Source organism: Enterobacter cloacae complex sp. 302F9 (assembly GCF_050030335.1).
Classification (GTDB): Bacteria; Pseudomonadota; Gammaproteobacteria; order Enterobacterales; family Enterobacteriaceae; genus Enterobacter; species Enterobacter hormaechei_C.
Window position 1 is genome coordinate 3286922 of record NZ_JBLGUC010000001.1, and the last position, 18215, is coordinate 3305136.

Annotated in this window: 14 protein-coding genes and 1 tRNA gene; 9 read left to right on the forward strand and 6 right to left on the reverse strand. The window is 53.2% G+C overall.

Translation table 11 applies throughout. From position 1 onward, the window contains the following. The first annotated feature begins 61 nt into the window (after positions 1-61). Positions 62-133 (forward strand) — tRNA-Arg (locus ACQG0T_RS15855). 13 nt (positions 134-146) lie between these two features. Here ACQG0T_RS15855 and ACQG0T_RS15860 read toward each other — a convergent pair. Continuing rightward, positions 147-1526, reverse strand: coding sequence for a diguanylate cyclase (locus tag ACQG0T_RS15860; RefSeq protein WP_017692980.1), 1380 nt, complete (start codon positions 1524-1526; stop codon positions 147-149). A gap of 268 nt (positions 1527-1794) precedes the next feature. Here ACQG0T_RS15860 and lpxP point away from each other — a divergent pair, with 268 nt between their 5' ends. After that, a complete protein-coding gene (gene lpxP / locus ACQG0T_RS15865; protein WP_026080619.1) occupies positions 1795-2715 on the forward strand; it encodes a kdo(2)-lipid IV(A) palmitoleoyltransferase in 921 nt (306 codons plus the stop codon). Between the two features lie 360 nt (positions 2716-3075). Beyond that, positions 3076-3147: a membrane protein YpdK gene (ypdK, locus tag ACQG0T_RS15870; RefSeq protein WP_099458937.1), complete on the forward strand. Its 72-nt coding sequence runs from the start codon at positions 3076-3078 to the stop codon at positions 3145-3147. A 58-nt stretch (positions 3148-3205) separates the two neighbouring features. Here ypdK and alaC read toward each other — a convergent pair whose 3' ends face one another. Next, positions 3206-4441 (reverse strand): alanine transaminase, encoded by a 1236-nt coding sequence (gene alaC / locus ACQG0T_RS15875; RefSeq protein WP_017383460.1) that lies wholly within the window; start codon positions 4439-4441, stop codon positions 3206-3208. 386 nt (positions 4442-4827) lie between these two features. Between alaC and ACQG0T_RS15880 the strand changes: the two genes are divergently transcribed. Both ACQG0T_RS15880 and ACQG0T_RS15885 read left to right on the forward strand, forming a co-directional pair. Beyond that, a complete protein-coding gene (locus ACQG0T_RS15880; protein ID WP_003861356.1) occupies positions 4828-6525 on the forward strand; it encodes a sensor histidine kinase in 1698 nt (565 codons plus the stop codon). Positions 6526-6538: 13 nt separating this feature from the next. Further along, entirely contained in the window at positions 6539-7270 is a 732-nt protein-coding gene (locus ACQG0T_RS15885; protein ID WP_015572237.1) for a LytR/AlgR family response regulator transcription factor, read from the forward strand. 35 nt (positions 7271-7305) lie between these two features. Here ACQG0T_RS15885 and glk read toward each other — a convergent pair whose 3' ends face one another. Further along, the gene (gene glk / locus ACQG0T_RS15890; RefSeq protein ID WP_023295101.1) at positions 7306-8271 is read right to left on the reverse strand and encodes a glucokinase; all 966 of its coding nucleotides are present in this window, start codon (positions 8269-8271) and stop codon (positions 7306-7308) included. 205 nt (positions 8272-8476) lie between these two features. Here glk and ACQG0T_RS15895 point away from each other — a divergent pair, with 205 nt between their 5' ends. Further along, a complete protein-coding gene (locus tag ACQG0T_RS15895; protein WP_023295102.1) occupies positions 8477-9712 on the forward strand; it encodes an ion channel protein in 1236 nt (411 codons plus the stop codon). On the opposite strand, the gene ipdC is transcribed toward ACQG0T_RS15895, so the two are convergent. Continuing rightward, positions 9713-11371, reverse strand: coding sequence for an indolepyruvate decarboxylase (gene ipdC / locus ACQG0T_RS15900; RefSeq protein ID WP_023295103.1), 1659 nt, complete (start codon positions 11369-11371; stop codon positions 9713-9715). It abuts the gene before it with no gap. A gap of 186 nt (positions 11372-11557) precedes the next feature. On the opposite strand from ipdC, the gene mgrA reads away from it, so the two are divergent. Both mgrA and ACQG0T_RS15910 read left to right on the forward strand, forming a co-directional pair. After that, the gene (gene mgrA / locus ACQG0T_RS15905; protein ID WP_017692976.1) at positions 11558-12556 is read left to right on the forward strand and encodes an L-glyceraldehyde 3-phosphate reductase; all 999 of its coding nucleotides are present in this window, start codon (positions 11558-11560) and stop codon (positions 12554-12556) included. Between the two features lie 126 nt (positions 12557-12682). Next, positions 12683-13030, forward strand: a complete 348-nt coding sequence (locus ACQG0T_RS15910) for a DUF2502 domain-containing protein (RefSeq protein WP_015572233.1) — start codon at positions 12683-12685, stop codon at positions 13028-13030. Positions 13031-13063: 33 nt separating this feature from the next. On the opposite strand, the gene ACQG0T_RS15915 is transcribed toward ACQG0T_RS15910, so the two are convergent. Beyond that, positions 13064-14302 carry an Nramp family divalent metal transporter gene (locus tag ACQG0T_RS15915; RefSeq protein WP_023295104.1) on the reverse strand — a complete coding sequence of 413 codons (1239 nt, stop codon included), beginning with the start codon at positions 14300-14302 and terminating at the stop codon, positions 13064-13066. Between the two features lie 345 nt (positions 14303-14647). Here ACQG0T_RS15915 and nupC point away from each other — a divergent pair, with 345 nt between their 5' ends. Next, entirely contained in the window at positions 14648-15835 is a 1188-nt protein-coding gene (gene nupC, locus ACQG0T_RS15920; RefSeq protein ID WP_006811440.1) for a nucleoside permease NupC, read from the forward strand. Positions 15836-15881: 46 nt separating this feature from the next. On the opposite strand, the gene ACQG0T_RS15925 is transcribed toward nupC, so the two are convergent. Continuing rightward, the gene (locus tag ACQG0T_RS15925; RefSeq protein WP_032654386.1) at positions 15882-18071 is read right to left on the reverse strand and encodes an EAL domain-containing protein; all 2190 of its coding nucleotides are present in this window, start codon (positions 18069-18071) and stop codon (positions 15882-15884) included. Positions 18072-18215: the final 144 nt, after the last annotated feature.

Here is an 18215-nt window from a genome sequence, read left to right on the forward strand (position 1 = left end):
ACCAGTCAGGCGGCAATGCGCTTAACGAAAAGTGTAAATAACGCTATACTCTTGCCGCTTCGTCCCCTTAGTTAAATGGATATAACGAGCCCCTCCTAAGGGCTAGTTGCAGGTTCGATTCCTGCAGGGGACACTTCTGTCTTTCCTTACGCCCCCTTCCAAAGCTCCACGCAGTTTCGGCCACGCCGTTTCGCGCCGTATAAGGCTTCATCCGCCGCCTGAATCAATCGCTCGTAATCGGGATGCCCGTTGAACATCGCAACGCCTATCGAGAGGGAGAGCGGGATAATATCGCCGGTTGGGGAGTTAACCTTGATTTTTTCCACCCGCCTGCGGATACGCTCGGCAATTCGCAGCGCGTCCACCTCTGAGATTTCCGTTAGTACAATCAGAAATTCATCGCCGCCGTAGCGAAAAACGTAATCACAGGTTCGCACGTTGTCGTAGAACGCGCCGGAGACTTTTCGCAGGATCTCGTCCCCGGTATTGTGCCCCCAGGTATCGTTGATTTGTTTAAATTTGTCGACGTCAATCAGCAGCGTCGAGAGCTTTGTTCCCGCCCGGGTGGCGTGCAGGATTTCGCGTTTGAAGATGGTTGGCAGGAAACGGCGATTCAACAGGCGGGTCAGGACATCAACCCCCACCTCGTGTCGCGACACTTCGTCAAACAGTTCGCGCAAAAGCGTGATGATTTGCGAGAGGGTATTACGCATTCGCTGCAAGAATTTATCCCGCTGCGCTTTATCACTCAGACCCTGCCCTGTAAGACGGACCTCGTTAAAAAGGTCATCGAATTCCTGAATCAGACGAGAGATATGACCGGCCTCAGCGATGCCGCTGAAATAGTGCCGACCTTTATGGCTAAACCACAGTCCAAATTCAGACTGCCCCAGCGGCAGACTGTTGCCGATACTGGAATTAAGCGTGATCTTATACAGAAGCACCATTTCCCATGACAGCAGCGCCGCGGTCTGTCTCTCCTTCTCCTCTTCTGCGTTCTCCATTAAGGAAAAGATGCGATAATTTTCGTCCTCTTTCGCCGCATTGTTCTCGCTAAATACATAGGCCCGCGACATCACTTCCATGGCCAGATCGATACTGTTTATCGCGTAGTGATAAATATGCAGCTTCACCTCAGGCGAATGGGCGCTGGTAGTAATGACAGGTAACAGCAGCTTTTTCAGAACACGGAAGCCCATTTCAACTAAATCAACCGAAATACCAATACGGGCATGAACATCCGCCGCGCGCTGCTGCGCCCGCATCTGCTCTTCAACCTGCTCCACACGGCATGAGAGCACATCAATAAGCCAGCGACGAAGCGCCTCCTGAAGCTGCCTCTCCACCTGTTCGGTGGTCAGGAATTCAGCTGCCGATGGATCTGCCAGCACAACACGATAGAATTCAGCGACCAGTGGCATTGCATTATCCCTGGCAAGCTCAGTCGCAAGCCGATGCACATCGGGATCGGTTTCATTAATCAGCTTCACCCACTCTTCTTTCACCGTTTGCAGGTAGGTTTCCATGGTCTGCACCTTCAGGAGACATGCGGGAACGCAGATTTAACAATAGCAAAATCAAACCACTCCGCAATTGCCGCTTTTTTAAACAAAAACGAGTGATAGCTCATAATGTATAACGGTGCTACATTATGCCGCCCACCCAAGTCAGCAATGGCCAGGCAACGTCGTAAAGAACGGTAAAGCCTGCAACCATGACCTCGTCCTACGGTCTCAATGGCACGTGGTATCGCGAAGTCTGCGCTACCTTCACAGGCTTCACATAGGTTCCACTATTTTGTCTCAATCCAAATTTCAGCGGGCGTTTCTGCACCCGCGCTACTGGTTTACATGGTTCGGCCTTGGCGTGCTTTGGCTGCTGGTTCAACTTCCATATCCCGTGATCCGTTTCCTGGGTTCTAAGCTCGGCAGCGCATCGCGTTACTTTCTTAAGCGTCGTGAATCCATTGCCCGAAAAAATCTCGAACTTTGCTTTCCGCATTACAATGCCCAGCAGCGCGAAACGCTGATTGCGGAAAACTTTAAATCTATCGGTATGGCGCTGCTTGAAACCGGTATGGCCTGGTTCTGGCCAGACGAGCGTGTCCGTAAATGGTTTGACGTGGAAGGCCTGGATAACCTGAAACGTGCCCAGATGCAAAACCGCGGCGTGATGGTTGTGGGTGTGCATTTTATGTCGCTTGAGCTGGGCGGCCGCGTTATGGGTCTTTGTCAGCCAATGATGGCAACCTATCGCCCGCATAACAGCGCGCTGATGGAATGGGTACAAACGCGGGGCCGCATGCGTTCAAATAAGGCGATGATCAGCCGTAACAATCTGCGCGGTATGGTTGGCGCCCTGAAAAAAGGGGAAGCCGTCTGGTTTGCCCCGGACCAGGACTACGGTCCTAAAGGCAGCAGTTTTGCCCCTTTCTTTGCGGTTAAAGATGTCGCTACGACGAACGGTACCTTTGTGATTTCACGTCTCTCAGGCGCCGCGATGTTGACGGTGACCATGGTCAGAAAAGCGGATAAGTCAGGCTATCGTCTGCATATCTCCCCAGAGATGGCGAACTATCCTGAAGATGAGAGTGAAGCCGCGACCTTTATCAATAAGGTGATTGAGTTTGAGATTATGCGTGCGCCTGAGCAGTATCTGTGGATGCACCGCCGCTTTAAAACCCGTCCCTTGGGCGAAGCCTCACTCTATATCTGACCCCTTTCGAAGGTTAGTTTCGCTAAGAAACTAACCTTTTCAAACACCTGTAATCGCAGTGCGTAACGGCTTTTTTCGACCGTCGCTCAACAGGCATTTATTGCGTACCGAAATCAAACTGTCGCCGTTCCACGACACCCGTAAGTGTAGGAAATTATTCAAAAAAATGCCTCTTGTCACTCCTGAAATTTAGGCGTACATTAGCGCCGTCTGGCGACAGGAAAGCACAGAATTCAGAGCTGAAGTTAGCGACGTCACGGGATAATTCCGATTTCCCCCTTTCGCATGATTTCAACTCTCTATACTCAGTTGGACTCTGTTTTTTTAATGCGTACCGGAAGATACGCGGAGCGATGAAACGTGAAATATTTCTTTATGGGCATTTCGGTTATTGTTTTAGTTTGGGCCGGAACGTTTGCTCTGATGATCTAGTTAAGAAAATGCAGTCAAAAAAACAGGCGCCGTTGGCGCCTGTTTTTTTTGGTGTCCGTTACGACTCGGGTTGTTCCGCAACGCTCTTCGCGGCAAGCAGGCCATCCGCGCGGAACATGCTTTTAATGCCCCGCACTGCCTGACGGATACGGTCGCTGTTTTCAATCAGCGCGAAACGCACGTGCGTGTCACCGTAGTCACCAAAGCCAATGCCTGGAGAGACGCAAACCTTCGCGTCCTGAAGCAGTTTTTTGGCAAATTCCAGAGAACCCATCGCCGCATACGGCTCAGGGATTTTCGCCCAGACGTACATAGAGGCTTTAGGCATTTCCACCATCCAGCCTGCTTCATGAAGACCTTTTACCAGCACATCACGGCGGCGTTTATACTGAGCGGCAATATCGAGCACGCATTGCTGATCCCCTTCCAGCGCCGCGATGGCCGCGACCTGTAACGGCGTAAAGGTGCCATAGTCATGGTAGCTTTTAATACGCGCCAGGGCGCTCACCAGCGTTTTGTTTCCCACCATAAAACCAATTCGCCAGCCCGCCATGTTGTAGCTTTTCGACAGGGTGAAAAACTCAACCGCCACATCGCGGGCACCGGGTACCTGCATAATTGACGGCGCTTTCCAGCCATCATAAACGATATCGGCGTAGGCGAGATCGTGTACCACCAGCACGTCGTAACGCTTAGCCAGCGCGACCACTTTCTCGAAGAATTCGAGTTCAACGCATTGTGCTGTTGGGTTTGACGGGAAACCGAGGATCATCATTTTCGGCTTCGGATAGCTTTCACGAATCGCCCGTTCCAGCTCGTTAAAGAAGTCGACGCCTTCCACCAGCGGGACAGAACGCACCTGCGCGCCGGCAATCACCGCCCCATAGATGTGAATCGGGTAGCTCGGATTCGGCACCAGTACGGTATCGCCGTGATCCAGCGTCGCCAGCATCAGGTGGGCCAGCCCCTCTTTGGAGCCAATGGTCACAATCGCTTCACTTTCAGGATCGATATCGACCTGATAACGATCCTGATACCAGCGGGAGATCGCCCGACGTAAGCGTGGAATGCCGCGTGAGGTGGAATACCCATGGGTATCAGGACGCTGCGCAACCGTGCAGAGTTTCTCAACGATATGCGGCGGCGTTGGGCCGTCAGGGTTACCCATACTGAAATCGATAATGTCTTCGCCGCGCCGACGCGCAGCCATTTTCAGTTCAGCAGTGATATTGAAAACATAAGGGGGGAGACGATCGATACGCGTAAAACGGCGTTCAGGACTGAATTCAGCCATAGATTCCTCAGAGTCACGTTAGCGCCCGGACCGTCCGAGCGACGCTGCCACCCGTGTGGCGTGCTTAGAAAATAACCTGAAGAAAAAGACGCTGTCGAGAGGATAACGGCAAAACAATATTTTGCGCTAAAACGGGAATGTGATTGCAGTGAAAAGCGGAACTCTTATCGCGAACAGGCAGTTTTAAGCGCTACGATTTAACACAATATTTTCAGTATCGTTACCTGACGTTTCTCCCCAAACGGAAAAGCACCGGCTTTCAGTCAAAAGCCAGCAATCCCCTTTGAGAATTATGGTTTTTCCCCATTTGATAAATCTGATGGATAGCTGGTCATCAGGCCCTATGTTTTCTATCATAGATTTTTCCCGTTTTCCCAGGCCTGACCGTGCACGAAATCTTCAATATGCTCCTGGCGGTGTTCGACCGCGCGGCATTAATGCTGATCTGTCTCTTTTTCCTTATCCGCATCCGCTTGTTCCGCGAACTGTTGCATAAATCTGCCCATTCGCCAAAAGAGCTGCTGGCCGTCACGTTTATCTTTTCGATGTTTGCCCTGTTCAGCACCTGGTCCGGGGTGCCGGTAGAAGGCTCGCTGGTGAACGTGCGCATCATCGCCGTCATGTCGGGCGGGATCCTCTTTGGTCCCTGGGTAGGGATTATCACAGGCATCATCGCCGGCACCCATCGATACCTGATTGATATTGGCGGCGTGACGGCAGTCCCCTGCTTTATCACCAGCATTATTGCCGGGCTGCTCTCGGGCTGGATTAACCGCAAAATCCCGAAAAAGCAGCACTGGCGTGCAGGGATTATCGCGGGGATGGTCTGCGAAACGCTGACCATGATCCTGGTCATCGTCTGGGCGCCAACCGTTGCGCTGGGGCTGGATATCGTCTCGAAGATCGGTATTCCTATGATCCTCGGGAGCGTCTGTATCGGTTTTATCGTGCTGCTGGTGCAAAGCGTGGAGGGCGAAAAAGAGGCCAGCGCCGCGCGTCAGGCCAAGCTGGCGCTGGATATCGCCAACAAGACGCTGCCGCTTTTCCGGCACGTTAACGCCGAATCTTTACGTCAGGTTTGCGATATTATCCGCCGTGATATTCACGCCGATGCGGTCGCCATCACCAATATTGACCACGTGCTGGCTTACGTTGGCGTCGGGGAGCACAATTATCGCGACAGCGACGATACCATCAGCCCGACAACCAGACAGGCGATTAACTACGGAAAAATCATTATTAAAAACAATGATGAAGCCCACCGGACGCCAGAGATCCACTCAATGCTGGTGATCCCGCTGTGGGAAAAAGGCGTGGTCACGGGGACGCTGAAAATTTACTACTGCCATGCGCACCAAATCACCTCCTCGCTCCAGGAGATGGCGATTGGCCTGTCGCAGATCATATCCACCCAACTTGAGGTTTCGCGTGCAGAGCAGCTGCGCGAGATGGCAAATAAGGCAGAGCTGCGCGCCCTGCAAAGCAAGATCAATCCCCATTTCCTGTTTAACGCGCTGAACGCTATCTCCTCTTCCATCCGACTTAATCCGGACACCGCGCGGCAGCTGATCTTTAATCTGTCGCGCTATCTGCGCTACAACATTGAGCTAAAAGACGACGAGCAGATCGACATCAAAAAAGAGTTGTATCAAATCAAGGATTACATCGCGATCGAGCAGGCTCGCTTTGGCGATAAGCTGACGGTCATTTACGATATTGATGAAGAGGTCAACTGCGTGATCCCAAGTCTGCTGATCCAGCCTCTGGTGGAAAATGCCATTGTTCACGGTATTCAGCCGTGTAAAGGCAAAGGCGTAGTAACGATTAGCGTGACGGAAAGCGGTAACCGCGTGCGCATCGCCGTGCGCGATACCGGGCACGGCATCGATCCGAAAGTCATCGAGCGCGTCAAATCAAACGAAATGCCGGGCAACAAGATCGGACTGCTGAATGTGCATCACCGGGTCAAACTGCTGTACGGTGACGGGCTGCATATTCACCGTCTTGAGCCGGGCACCGAAATTGCCTTTTATGTTCCGAATGAGCGAACGCCCGTGAATGCCCCGATATCCTTGTTGCCGTAGGCCGGAGTAACAGATGAAAGTCATCATCGTAGAAGATGAATTTCTGGCTCAACAGGAGTTGAGCTGGCTTATCAAAACCCACAGCCAGATGGAGATTGTTGGCTGTTTTGAGGATGGTCTGGACGTGCTGAAATTTTTACAGCATAACCGGGTCGACGCGATATTCCTCGATATTAATATTCCGTCGCTGGACGGCGTCCTGCTGGCGCAAAATATCAATCAGTTCGCCCACAAGCCGTTTATTGTGTTTGTCACCGCGTGGAAAGAGCATGCCGTGGAGGCCTTCGAGCTTGAGGCGTTTGACTATATTCTCAAGCCGTATCAGGAGTCGCGTATTATCAGCATGCTGCATAAGCTGGAAGCCGCGTGGCAGCAGCAAGCATTACCCGCCAGTGCCAGCCCGGTAGCGCGGGAAAACGACACGATTAATCTGGTGAAGGACGAACGGATCATCGTCACGCCTGTCGACGATATTTACTATGCCGAAGCGCATGAAAAAATGACGTTTGTCTATACGCGGCGTGAATCCTACGTCATGGCGATGAACATCACCGAATTCTGCAATAAACTCCCGGCCGCTCACTTCTTCCGCTGCCACCGCTCGTTCTGCGTCAACCTGAACAAGATCCGCGAAATCGAACCCTGGTTTAATAACACCTATATTTTGCGGCTGAAGGATCTGGATTTTCAGGTGCCGGTAAGCCGCAGCAGAGTGAAAGAGTTCCGCCAGCTCATGCACCTGTAGCGCGTTCCCTCTCCCGCAGGAGAGGGGAATGAGCATCAGAGGATCTGACCCAGTACCTGACGCAGATGCGCCCCGGAGCCCAGTAAGCCTGGGTTGTCGTGGACAATCAGGTAAACAGGAATGTCCTGGACATAGCTCCTGAAGCGGCCTTTGTCTTCGAAGCCGCCACGGAAGCCGGAGGCGGTAAAGAAATCGAGGAAGCGCGGCACGATCCCGCCCGCAATATAGACCCCGCCAAAGGTGCCAAGGTTCAGCGCCAGGTTGCCGCCAAAACGCCCCATGATGACGCAGAACAGCGACAAAGCACGGCGGCAGTCAATACAGCTGTCGGCCAGCGCGCGTTCGGTCACATCTTTAGGTTGCAGATTTTCCGGCAGACGACCGTCTGATTTTACAATCGCCCGATACAGGTTCACCAGGCCCGGGCCAGAAAGCACCCGCTCGGCCGACACGTGCCCAATCTCGGCGCGTAGCTCCTCCAGAATAATGCCCTCTTCTTCGCTGTTCGGCGCAAAATCCACGTGACCGCCTTCGCCCGGCAGGCTGACCCAGCGTTTGTCGACGTGGACCAGGTGCGCCACCCCCAGGCCGGTACCTGCGCCGTAAACGGCAATCGGTTTGCCTTCAACCGGGGCCGTACCGCCGAACTGAATCAGATGCTCTGGTTTAAGCATTGGGATAGCCATGGAAACCGCAGTGAAGTCGTTGATAATTTCAAGGTGCGAGAAGCCGAGGTTTTTCCGCATTTCGGCAATTGAGAAGGCCCACGTGTGGTTGGTCATCGCCACCCAGTCGCCGGTGATCGGACAGGCAATAGCGATACAACCGTCTTCAACGCTCACTTTATGCTCGTCCAGATAGACGCGAACCACCGCTTCCAGGCTTGGGTAATCCAGCCCTGAATAGGTTTTCGCCTGAGAAATTTCACCGCTGTTCACATCGCACAGGGCAAGGCGCGCGTTGGTGCCGCCTACATCACCTACCAAAGCATACTTTGTCATTCTTCTACTGCTCCGCTAAAGTCAGAATAAATCTTTGGGACACTGTAAATTCAAGGCGTGATAACAACAACGACCAGAAGGTGACTGCCCATGGATTATCGATCTTCGTCACATTATAACTTTACCGTTTCAGCACCTTTTGCACTATTGCCACAATGCTGATTGTGCAAAGTAACGTTAAGCCGTTTTGTACAAGGAAATCATCATGCTCCATCCGCGAGCCAGAACCATGCTGTTATTGGCTGTCCCGGCGCTGATTATTGGCGTGGCGTCGAGCCTGGTGCTCATCGTCGTCATGAAAGTGGCGGCGGTGCTGCAAACGATTTTATGGACCGCGCTTCCGGTAAAATTCGGCATCAGCATTGACTCGCCGGGCTGGATCATGATGATGCTGACCCTGACCGGGATTGCCGTAGGGCTGGTGATCCGCTATAGCCCGGGCCATGCCGGGCCGGACCCGGCACTGGAACCCTTGATTGGCGCGCCTGTCTCTCCCTCTGCTCTGCCGGGGCTTATCATCGCGCTGATAATCGGTCTTGCGGGCGGCGTAAGCCTCGGGCCTGAACATCCCATTATGGCGGTTAATATCGCGCTGGCGGTCTTTCTGGGGGCGCGTCTTTTCCCGCGCGTTGGCGCGCTGGACTGGACGATCCTGGCGTCAGCAGGCACCATCGGGGCGCTGTTTGGCACCCCGGTCGCGGCTGCGCTCATTTTTTCGCAAACCCTCAGCAGTGATCATGAAGTACCGCTGTGGGATAAACTCTTCGCGCCGCTAATGGCCGCCGCTGCGGGAGCCCTCACCACCAGCCTGTTTTTCCATCCCCATTTTTCACTCTCCATCCCCCACTACGGCCAGATGCAACTCACCGATATTTTCAGCGGTGCCGTCGTCGTCGCCATCGCCATTGCGCTGGGGATGGTCGCGGTGTGGTGTCTTCCTCGTCTGCATCGCCTGATGCACAGGCTGAAGCATCCGGTGCTGATTCTGGGCATGGGGGGTTTTATTCTGGGCGTTTTAGGCGCCATCGGCGGAACGGTTACGCTGTTTAAGGGTCTGGACGAGATGCAGCAGCTGGCCTTCAGCCAGGTCTTTAGCGTCTCCGATTATCTGCTGTTCGCGCTGGTAAAACTGGCGGCGCTGGTGGTCGCTGCGGCCTGTGGTTTCCGGGGAGGTCGAATCTTCCCGGCGGTATTTGTTGGCGTCGCGCTGGGGCTGATGCTGCATGAGCACGTTGACGCTGTCCCTGCGGCGATTACCGTCTCCTGCTCCATTCTGGGACTGGTACTGGTGGTCACGCGCGATGCGTGGCTGAGCCTGTTTATGGCGGCCGTTGTCGTGCCGGATACCACGCTTCTGCCGCTGCTCTGTATCGTGATGTTGCCCGCCTGGCTCCTGCTGGCGGGCAAACCGATGCTGATGGCATGGCGAAACGACAGGTAATCAGGCGTTATTGCGCGCCTCCAGCGCTTTGGTCAGCGCGCTCAGCAGCGGCGGAATATCGGCTTTCGGCAGCATCACCTCAATCAGCGAAAGCCGCTCATGGTGTGCCACTTTATCCAGCACCTCCGCCAGCGCTTCCGCTTCGCTGACGCGCCAGCACTCTGCCTGAGGCGCCAGGCTCAGCGCCTGCGGGATCTGCGTCCAGTTCCAGAGGGCAATATCGTTATAGCGCTGCTCCGGCCCGTGGATGGCCCTTTCCACCGTGTATCCTTCATTGTTTAACACCAGAATAATCGGGCGCTGCTTGTCGCGCAGCATCGATCCCAGCTCCTGAATGGTCAACTGCGCGGCGCCGTCACCCGTCAGGACAATCACGCGTCGGTTCGGACACGCCGTTTGCGCGCCAAACGCCGCCGCCAGCGTGTAGCCAATCGATCCCCACAGCGGCTGGACGATAAAGTTCACGTCCGCCGGTAAACGCAGATCGATAGCGCCGAAAGCAGACGTTCCCTGGTCAGCCAGAATAATGTCTCCGGGGCGGATAAACGTTTGCAGGGTACGCCAGAAGCTCTCCTGAGTCAGCGCCCCTTCAATAGTCGGGAACGAAAAGCCGCTGTGATCCAATGGCGCTCGCGTATCACGAACATAGGTTTTACACAGCGCTGTCAGCGTTTCAATGGCCTCCCTCATCGGGATACCCGTAAACCAGACGTCGCCGACGCGGGACGCGTGTGGCTGAACCTCTATCGTCTGGTCTGGCGTCAGCTGGTGGGTAAACCCGGCAGTGAGCGTATCGGTAAAGCGCGTGCCAATACACAGCACCGTATCAGCCCCCTCGATGGCCTCTTTGACCGGCGCGGCGCTCGCCGATCCGCTGTAGGTGCCGTAAAAACCGCTCTGTCGTTCGTCAAAAATGCCCTTGCCCATCAGCATGGTGGCGTGTGCCATCGGCACCTCTTTCACCCACGTCTGAAGGGCCGTGCGCAGACCATGGCGGAGTACCAGGAAGTCCGCTAACAGCGCGGTGCGTTTGCTCGTGGACAAGCGCTTTTCGGCAGCCTCACGGAACGCCTGCAAGCAGGCTAAATCAGCCGGTGCGGGGTTAACAGTGAGAGCGCTTACAGGGGGCGTAGCGGCTTTTTTCGCCACATCAGCGGGCAGCATCAGGTAGCCCGGACGGCGCTCCCGCAGCATAGTGGTCAGGACTCTGTCAATTTCATAGCAGGCGTTTTGTTCGGTAAGTACCGCCTGTGCAACGGTGATGGGTTCGCTCATATGATAGAAATGGCGGAACTCGCCGTCGCCCAACGTATGGTGCAATAACTCTCCTCGCTGCTGCGCCGCCATACCCGGGGCCCCCACAATATGGAGGACGGGAACATGTTCGGCAAAGCTGCCCGCCACACCGTTCATGGCGCTTAACTCCCCAACGCCGAATGTCGTCAGGAGCGCGGCAAAGCCCTTACAGCGGGCATAACCGTCTGCGGCGTAAGACGCGTTCAGTTCATTGGCACAGCCCACCCAGCAGATGTCCGGGCTGTCTATCACGTGATCGAGAAATTGCAGGTTATAGTCGCCTGGCACGCCAAACAGATGATCGGCACCACAATCTGTTAGTCGGTCCAGCAGGTAATCGGCGACGCAATAGGGGGTACGCATATTATAAGTGTCCTTCTGACGTTGACCTCACTCTGAGTATTAAATAAGCGTGAAGCGTGTCCAGAATTGGCGACAATCAGGGTCTGGAAAGAATGCTTTACGAAAAAAGCTGAGCTATGCTCATTTTCTTTAGGTTAGTGTAAACGTATACACTGATGTTTCTTTCCAGCGCCAGAGGTCTCGCCAATGGGTTATCAGCCTGACAAAAATCGTTATCAGACAATGCAATATCGCCGCTGTGGGCAAAGCGGCCTTAAGCTTCCCGCCATCTCGCTGGGGCTTTGGCATAATTTTGGCGACGCGACGTTACTCGAAAACAGCCGTCAACTTTTACAGCGTGCTTTCGATTTGGGTATTACGCATTTTGACCTTGCCAATAATTACGGCCCGCCTCCTGGTTCGGCCGAACGTAATTTCGGGCGCATTTTGCAGGAGGATTTCCTGCCCTGGCGCGATGAGCTAATCATCTCCACCAAAGCGGGCTACACCATGTGGGACGGGCCTTACGGCGACTGGGGCTCACGTAAATATCTGATCGCCAGCCTGGACCAGAGCCTCAGGCGTATGGGGCTGGAGTATGTCGATATTTTCTATCACCACCGCCCGGATCCACAAACGCCGCTACGTGAAACCATGAAAGCGCTTGACCATGTGGTGCGTCAGGGCAAGGCGCTGTACATCGGTCTGTCCAACTACCCGGCAGAAGTGGCAAGGCAGGCGATTGAAATACTGGAGGATCTGGGCACGCCATGTCTGATCCACCAGCCGAAGTACTCCATGTTTGAACGTGCGCCTGAAGAGGGGTTGCTGGACGTGTTGCAGCATAAAGGGGTGGGATGTATCCCCTTCTCCCCCCTGGCGGGCGGACAGTTGACCGATCGCTATCTGAACGGTATCCCGGCGGATTCTCGCGCAGCAAGCGGCAGTAAGTTCCTTAACCCGGAGCAGATCACCGACAAAAAGCTGGAAAAGGTACGCAAGCTGAATGCGCTGGCGGAAAACCGGGGGCAAAAGCTATCGCAAATGGCACTGGCCTGGATCCTGCGCCACGATGCGGTGACATCCGTGCTCATCGGCGCAAGCAAGACCGGACAAATTGAAGATGCAGCAGGCGTGCTTGAGAATTGTCGGTTCACGGCAGAAGAGCTGAAGACGATAGATACGATCCTGTCCAGTTCAGATTAAAAACACTTTTAGCAAAAAGTGCTCTCGTTCATGATTTAGGAGTTGAGGCGATGAAACGAATGTTTACCAACTCGTAAAATTGCGTTAACAGGTCGCACAGCGGCCCCGATCGTGAAGGAGAAGAGTATGTTCAGGTCACTGATTCTTGCAGCGGTATTACTGGCTTCGGCCCCGCTGGTCGCCAGTGCGGGCGAAATCACCCTGTTGCCATCGATTAAATTACAAATTGGCGATCGTGATGACTACGGCAGATACTGGGACGGTGGCTACTGGCGCGACCGTGACTACTGGCACCGCCATTATGAATGGCGTCAAAACCGCTGGTGGAAACACGATAACGGCTATCACCGTGGCTGGGATAAGCGTAAGGCTTACGAACGCGGCTACCGCGAAGGCTGGAACGATCGTGACGACCGCCGTGGCGGCTGGGGTCATGGAAAAGGCAGAGGCCACGGTCACGGCCATCACCATTAACAACAAAAAGGAGCCTTCCGGCTCCTTTTTCTTTTACAGGCCTGCGGCTGTGCCTATCAGCAACCACAAGTTTAACGCCACCACCACGACCACAATGGCCCACCCGGCGCGCTTCACCCACGTCGAATTCACCAGTTCGCCCATCAGCGATTTATTACTGGTGAAGATCAGCAGTGGCACCAGCGCCAGCGCAATCCCGAAACTTAGCAGTACCTGACTCATCACCAGAATGCGGGTCGGATCCAGCCCCATCAGGATCACAACAAAGGAAGGCAGCATCGTGACCGAGCGGCGAACCCACAGCGGAATATGGAAACGTACGAACCCCTGCATCACCACCTGCCCGGCCAGTGTCCCCACAACCGTAGATGAAAGACCCGCAGCAACCAGGCTTAAACCAAAAATAGTGGCAGCGGCATGACTCAGCAACGGCTCCAGCGTCAGGTAAGCCTGGTCGAGATCGGCAACCCCGGTATGCCCGTTAAAGTGGAACGCGGCGGCGGCGGTCGCCATCATCGCCAGATTCACAAATCCGGCAATGGTCATCGCGATAGTCACATCCCATTTCGAGGCGGAGTAGCGCTCTTTACTCGTCCCGCCATGCAGATTCTGGGTTAATGAAGAGTGCAGATAAATGACGTGCGGCATGATGGTCGCCCCCAGCACCCCCGCAGCCAGAAAAACGGCTTCAGAAGTGGGTAACGACGGGATCACCATCCCTTTCGTCAGCTGCGCCAGATTCGGCTGGGAGAAAATCAGCTCAACAATATAGGCGGCAGCGACGAACAGCAGCAGGCCGCCGATGACTTTCTCCAGCGGTTTTTGTCCCCGCCGCTGGAGCATCAGAATCAGGAAAGTGGCGATACCGGTCAGCACGGCCCCCTGAAGCAGGGAGACGCCCAGGATAAGCTTAAAGCCGATCGCCGCCCCGATAAACTCGGCGAGATCGGTGGCCATGGCGATAATTTCCGCCTGAACCCAGTAAAACCAAACTGCCGGACGTGGATAATGATCGCGGATTTGCTCCGCCAGGTTTTTTCCGGTAGCAATACCCAGCTTCGCGGAGAGCATCTGAATCAGCATCGCCATCAGATTGGCCCAGACCACAACCCACAGCAGTTTATAGCCGAAACTGGCCCCGGCCTGAATGTTGGTCGCAAAATTACCCGGATCGATGTAGCCAATCGCGGCAATGAATGCCGGTCCCATTAATGCGAACCGCAGCTTGCGTGCCGCTCTGCCGCTGCTACTCTCTACGCGACTATTCGTCATTTCTGCCTCTGGAAATATAGCCTTTGCTATGTTTTATGCTATCAAAATGAGAATGATTATCAAGTTCATTTGTAACGGTTAACATGATTTCTCTGATAGTCAGGAACGATAGACAGGCAGGTGGAGCAAGGTCACAGAATGTGAAAATGCGCAGACATTTGTGAAGCGTAGCACACAAACTTAACTTTTCACTCATTTACCTAACATAACAAAAATGTCTTGTTGATCACTATTTTTGAGACTCGTCACAGGATGTAACTATAGTGTGGGCTTGATCTCGTTTTCTTTGTGCTTGTTACATAGAATGTGCACGGAAATTAAACCTGCCTCATATTTGGAGCAAATATGGACCGCGTCCTTCATTTTGTCCTGGCACTCGTTGTCGTTACTGCACTTGCATTGCTGGTCAGCACAGACCGCAAAAAAATTCGTATTCGCTATGTTGTCCAACTGCTGGTCATTGAAGTTTTACTTGCGTGGTTCTTCCTGAACTCCAACGTAGGCCTGGGCTTCGTGAAAGGCTTCTCCGAAATGTTCGAAAAACTGCTCGGATTTGCCAACGAAGGGACAAACTTCGTCTTTGGCAGCATGAACGATCAGGGTCTGGCCTTCTTCTTCCTGAAGGTGCTCTGCCCTATCGTCTTCATCTCTGCCCTGATCGGTATCCTTCAGCACATCCGCGTTCTGCCGGTGGTTATCCGTGCGATCGGCTTCCTGTTATCGAAAGTTAACGGCATGGGCAAACTGGAATCCTTTAACGCAGTCAGCTCGCTGATCCTGGGTCAGTCTGAGAACTTCATTGCGTATAAAGATATTCTCGGCAAGATGTCCCGTAACCGCATGTACACCATGGCGGCAACCGCAATGTCTACCGTTTCCATGTCTATCGTGGGCGCGTATATGACCATGCTGGAACCAAAATACGTAGTTGCGGCGCTGGTTCTGAACATGTTCAGCACCTTTATCGTGCTTTCGCTGATTAACCCGTACCGCGTGGATGCCAGCGAGGAGAACATTCAGATGTCAAACCTGCACGAGGGACAGAGCTTCTTCGAAATGCTGGGTGAATACATTCTGGCGGGTTTCAAGGTTGCAATTATCGTCGCCGCGATGCTGATTGGCTTTATCGCGCTGATCGCTGCGCTGAACGCCCTGTTTGCGGCCGTACTCGGTATCTCCTTCCAGGGTATTCTGGGCTACATCTTCTACCCGATTGCCTGGGTGATGGGCGTGCCCGCTCACGAAGCGTTGCAGGTGGGCAGTATCATGGCAACGAAACTGGTTTCCAATGAGTTCGTGGCGATGATGGATCTCCAGAAGATTGCCAGCACACTCTCCCCTCGTGCGGAAGGGATCCTGTCCGTCTTCCTGGTCTCCTTCGCGAACTTCTCTTCCATCGGTATTATCGCTGGTGCGATTAAAGGCCTGAACGAAGAGCAAGGTAACGTCGTTTCTCGCTTTGGCCTGAAGCTGGTTTACGGTTCAACGCTGGTGAGCGTCCTGTCTGCCTCTATTGCAGCACTGGTTCTGTAATTCATACCGTGCAATAAAAACCGGGAGCCATCGCTCCCGGTTTTTTTTATGCCTCCAGCGCCGTCAGGGGCAGTGGTTTACCAATCAAATAGCCCTGCAAATAGTCCACGCCGAATCGCAGCAACATCTCGCGTTGTTCAGCCGATTCCACATATTCAGCCACCACACAAAGCGATTTCGTTTTGGCCATGTTGCAAATGGACTGCACGATCATCGCATCCATGCTGTCGGTGCAGATATCTTTCACGAAGCAGCCATCGATCTTAATGATATCGGCCTCCAGCCGCTTCAGGCGCTCAAAGTTGGCATAGCCGGTACCAAAGTCATCAATAGCAATCCGGAAGCCGTAATCCCGCAGCTGCTGGATATTGTTGATGCTGCTTCCCGAGTCAGAGAAAGCCTGTTCCTCGGTGATCTCAATGACGATATCTTGCGGCGCAATGGCGTAGCGTTCAAAAAGCGCGATGATCTCAGCCGCTATCTCATTTTGCATCAGCGTAAGCGGCATCAGATTAACGGAGAACCGCGTTCCGGCCCGTTCGGACGGATGGCTGCGCATCCACATCAGCAATTTTTCCACCACGTTCAGGTCAAATCGGTGGCTCAGGTTAAACTGAGCAATCAGCGGAATAAAGCGATCAGGCGTGATGATCTCACCCTCGCTTTCAAGCCTTGAGAGGATTTCAAAGTACCCTTCCCCACGCGCGTTATGGATTGGCTGGGCGTAAAGGTGAAGCCCACCGATATCAAGGGCGCGTTTTATGCGGGCCAGCATCAGCACTCTGTCCGTCGTCTGACCGGAGACATCATCCAGACTGTTGGTTAACGCCAGGACGTTGTGCCCGGCACAGGACTGCTCGGAGAGCCAGCTCAGCTGACCCAGCGTGTGATGCAGGCTTTCTCCATCCGGCACTTCACCCCAGGAGGCGCCAAACTCGATGTCGAGCTCAGTCTTGTTCCAGATAATCTTACGGCTGTTCAGATGATCAACCATATATTGCAGACGTTCAGCCGTGCCCGGACCCAGCAAGACCACTACCAGCTCACTGCCCGGCAACTGGAAGAGCTTCTCGTCTTTTTGCAATAACGGTTGCAGCGACGCGGTTATCATCTTTTTACAATGTACACGCATGAGGATGCCGTAGTGACGGCTCAGGAATTCGAGATTATCCAGGCGCAGGCAGCAGACTTTGGCCTCGGGATGGTGCTGTAAAAACACTTCCAGCGCACGAATGTTAGGCAGACCGGTGAGCGGATCGGTAAGCGCCCTCTCCTGCCACCCCTGTTTCAGCCATTCACTTTTCTGATAGATCCGCGACATGTAAAGCAGGCAGATGGCGAAAGAGATTAGCACCGACAGGATAAAGGAGAGCGAGTGGCCCGATTCAACGCCATTAAGAAAATTATAATTATAGGTCAACAGCATGAGCGCCGAGGCCGCCCAGAATAAAGAGATGAGCGCATAGTTCAGACGACCAATCCCCAAGGTGAAAAGAATGAAAACGATTGGCATCAAATAACCCGCAATAAACTGCGACTCAAAAGGCGCGCATAAAATAGCGATCATCGAGATCAACAGCATCAGCCACACAACGATAAATAACGCTTTTTTGTGACAAAAGAGGGGCTTCACGCTTCGCCGCCAGAATGTTCGGGCATAGCGAGGATTAATAATCATTCTTAACGGATAATAGAACATCATGGTGAAAATCAGGGCGGCACAAATCAGACTCTGAATATCGATAACGTTATAAATTGCAGAGCCTTCGCCGAAATAGGAGGAGATTGTCACCGGGAAATCAAATAAATATCCCGCCAGATACATCGATAATTTGATGCCCACAGGCACCATAAATCCGAGCCAGAAAATACGTATGCCAATGTACTTATTCGGTATGCTGTGTCGCCAGCGCTTGCCCAGCACCAGACGGATGACGCCACAGGCGGCGAAGACGGTAAACGTCTGACAACATAATAATACGGCAGATTGTAGTGGTGCTAAATCAAGATTATAAATATTAGTAATACTAAAACTTAACAGCAAAGGAATGATTGCCCGTCGTCCAAATAACAACACGATGGCGAGCATGGCACTTAAGGGCAACCACGCCAGATAAACATCATTTTCGCTGACGATGGCCCGTGGAGAGATATAACGAGAAAAAGGAATCGCAATCAGGCTTAGCGCCAGGGCAATCATAAATATCTTTACATTATTGTAAATTTTTCTATTCATTAATCCGGATAATCTATTTTACCATCGTCTCATTGACCGCATGGATAATAGGTTTATTAATTACATGAATCAAGTTCAGGTCTATTTATAGACTTGTTTATTGATTTGGATTGAGGTGAGGTGTAGAAAACGACGTTAATTGCA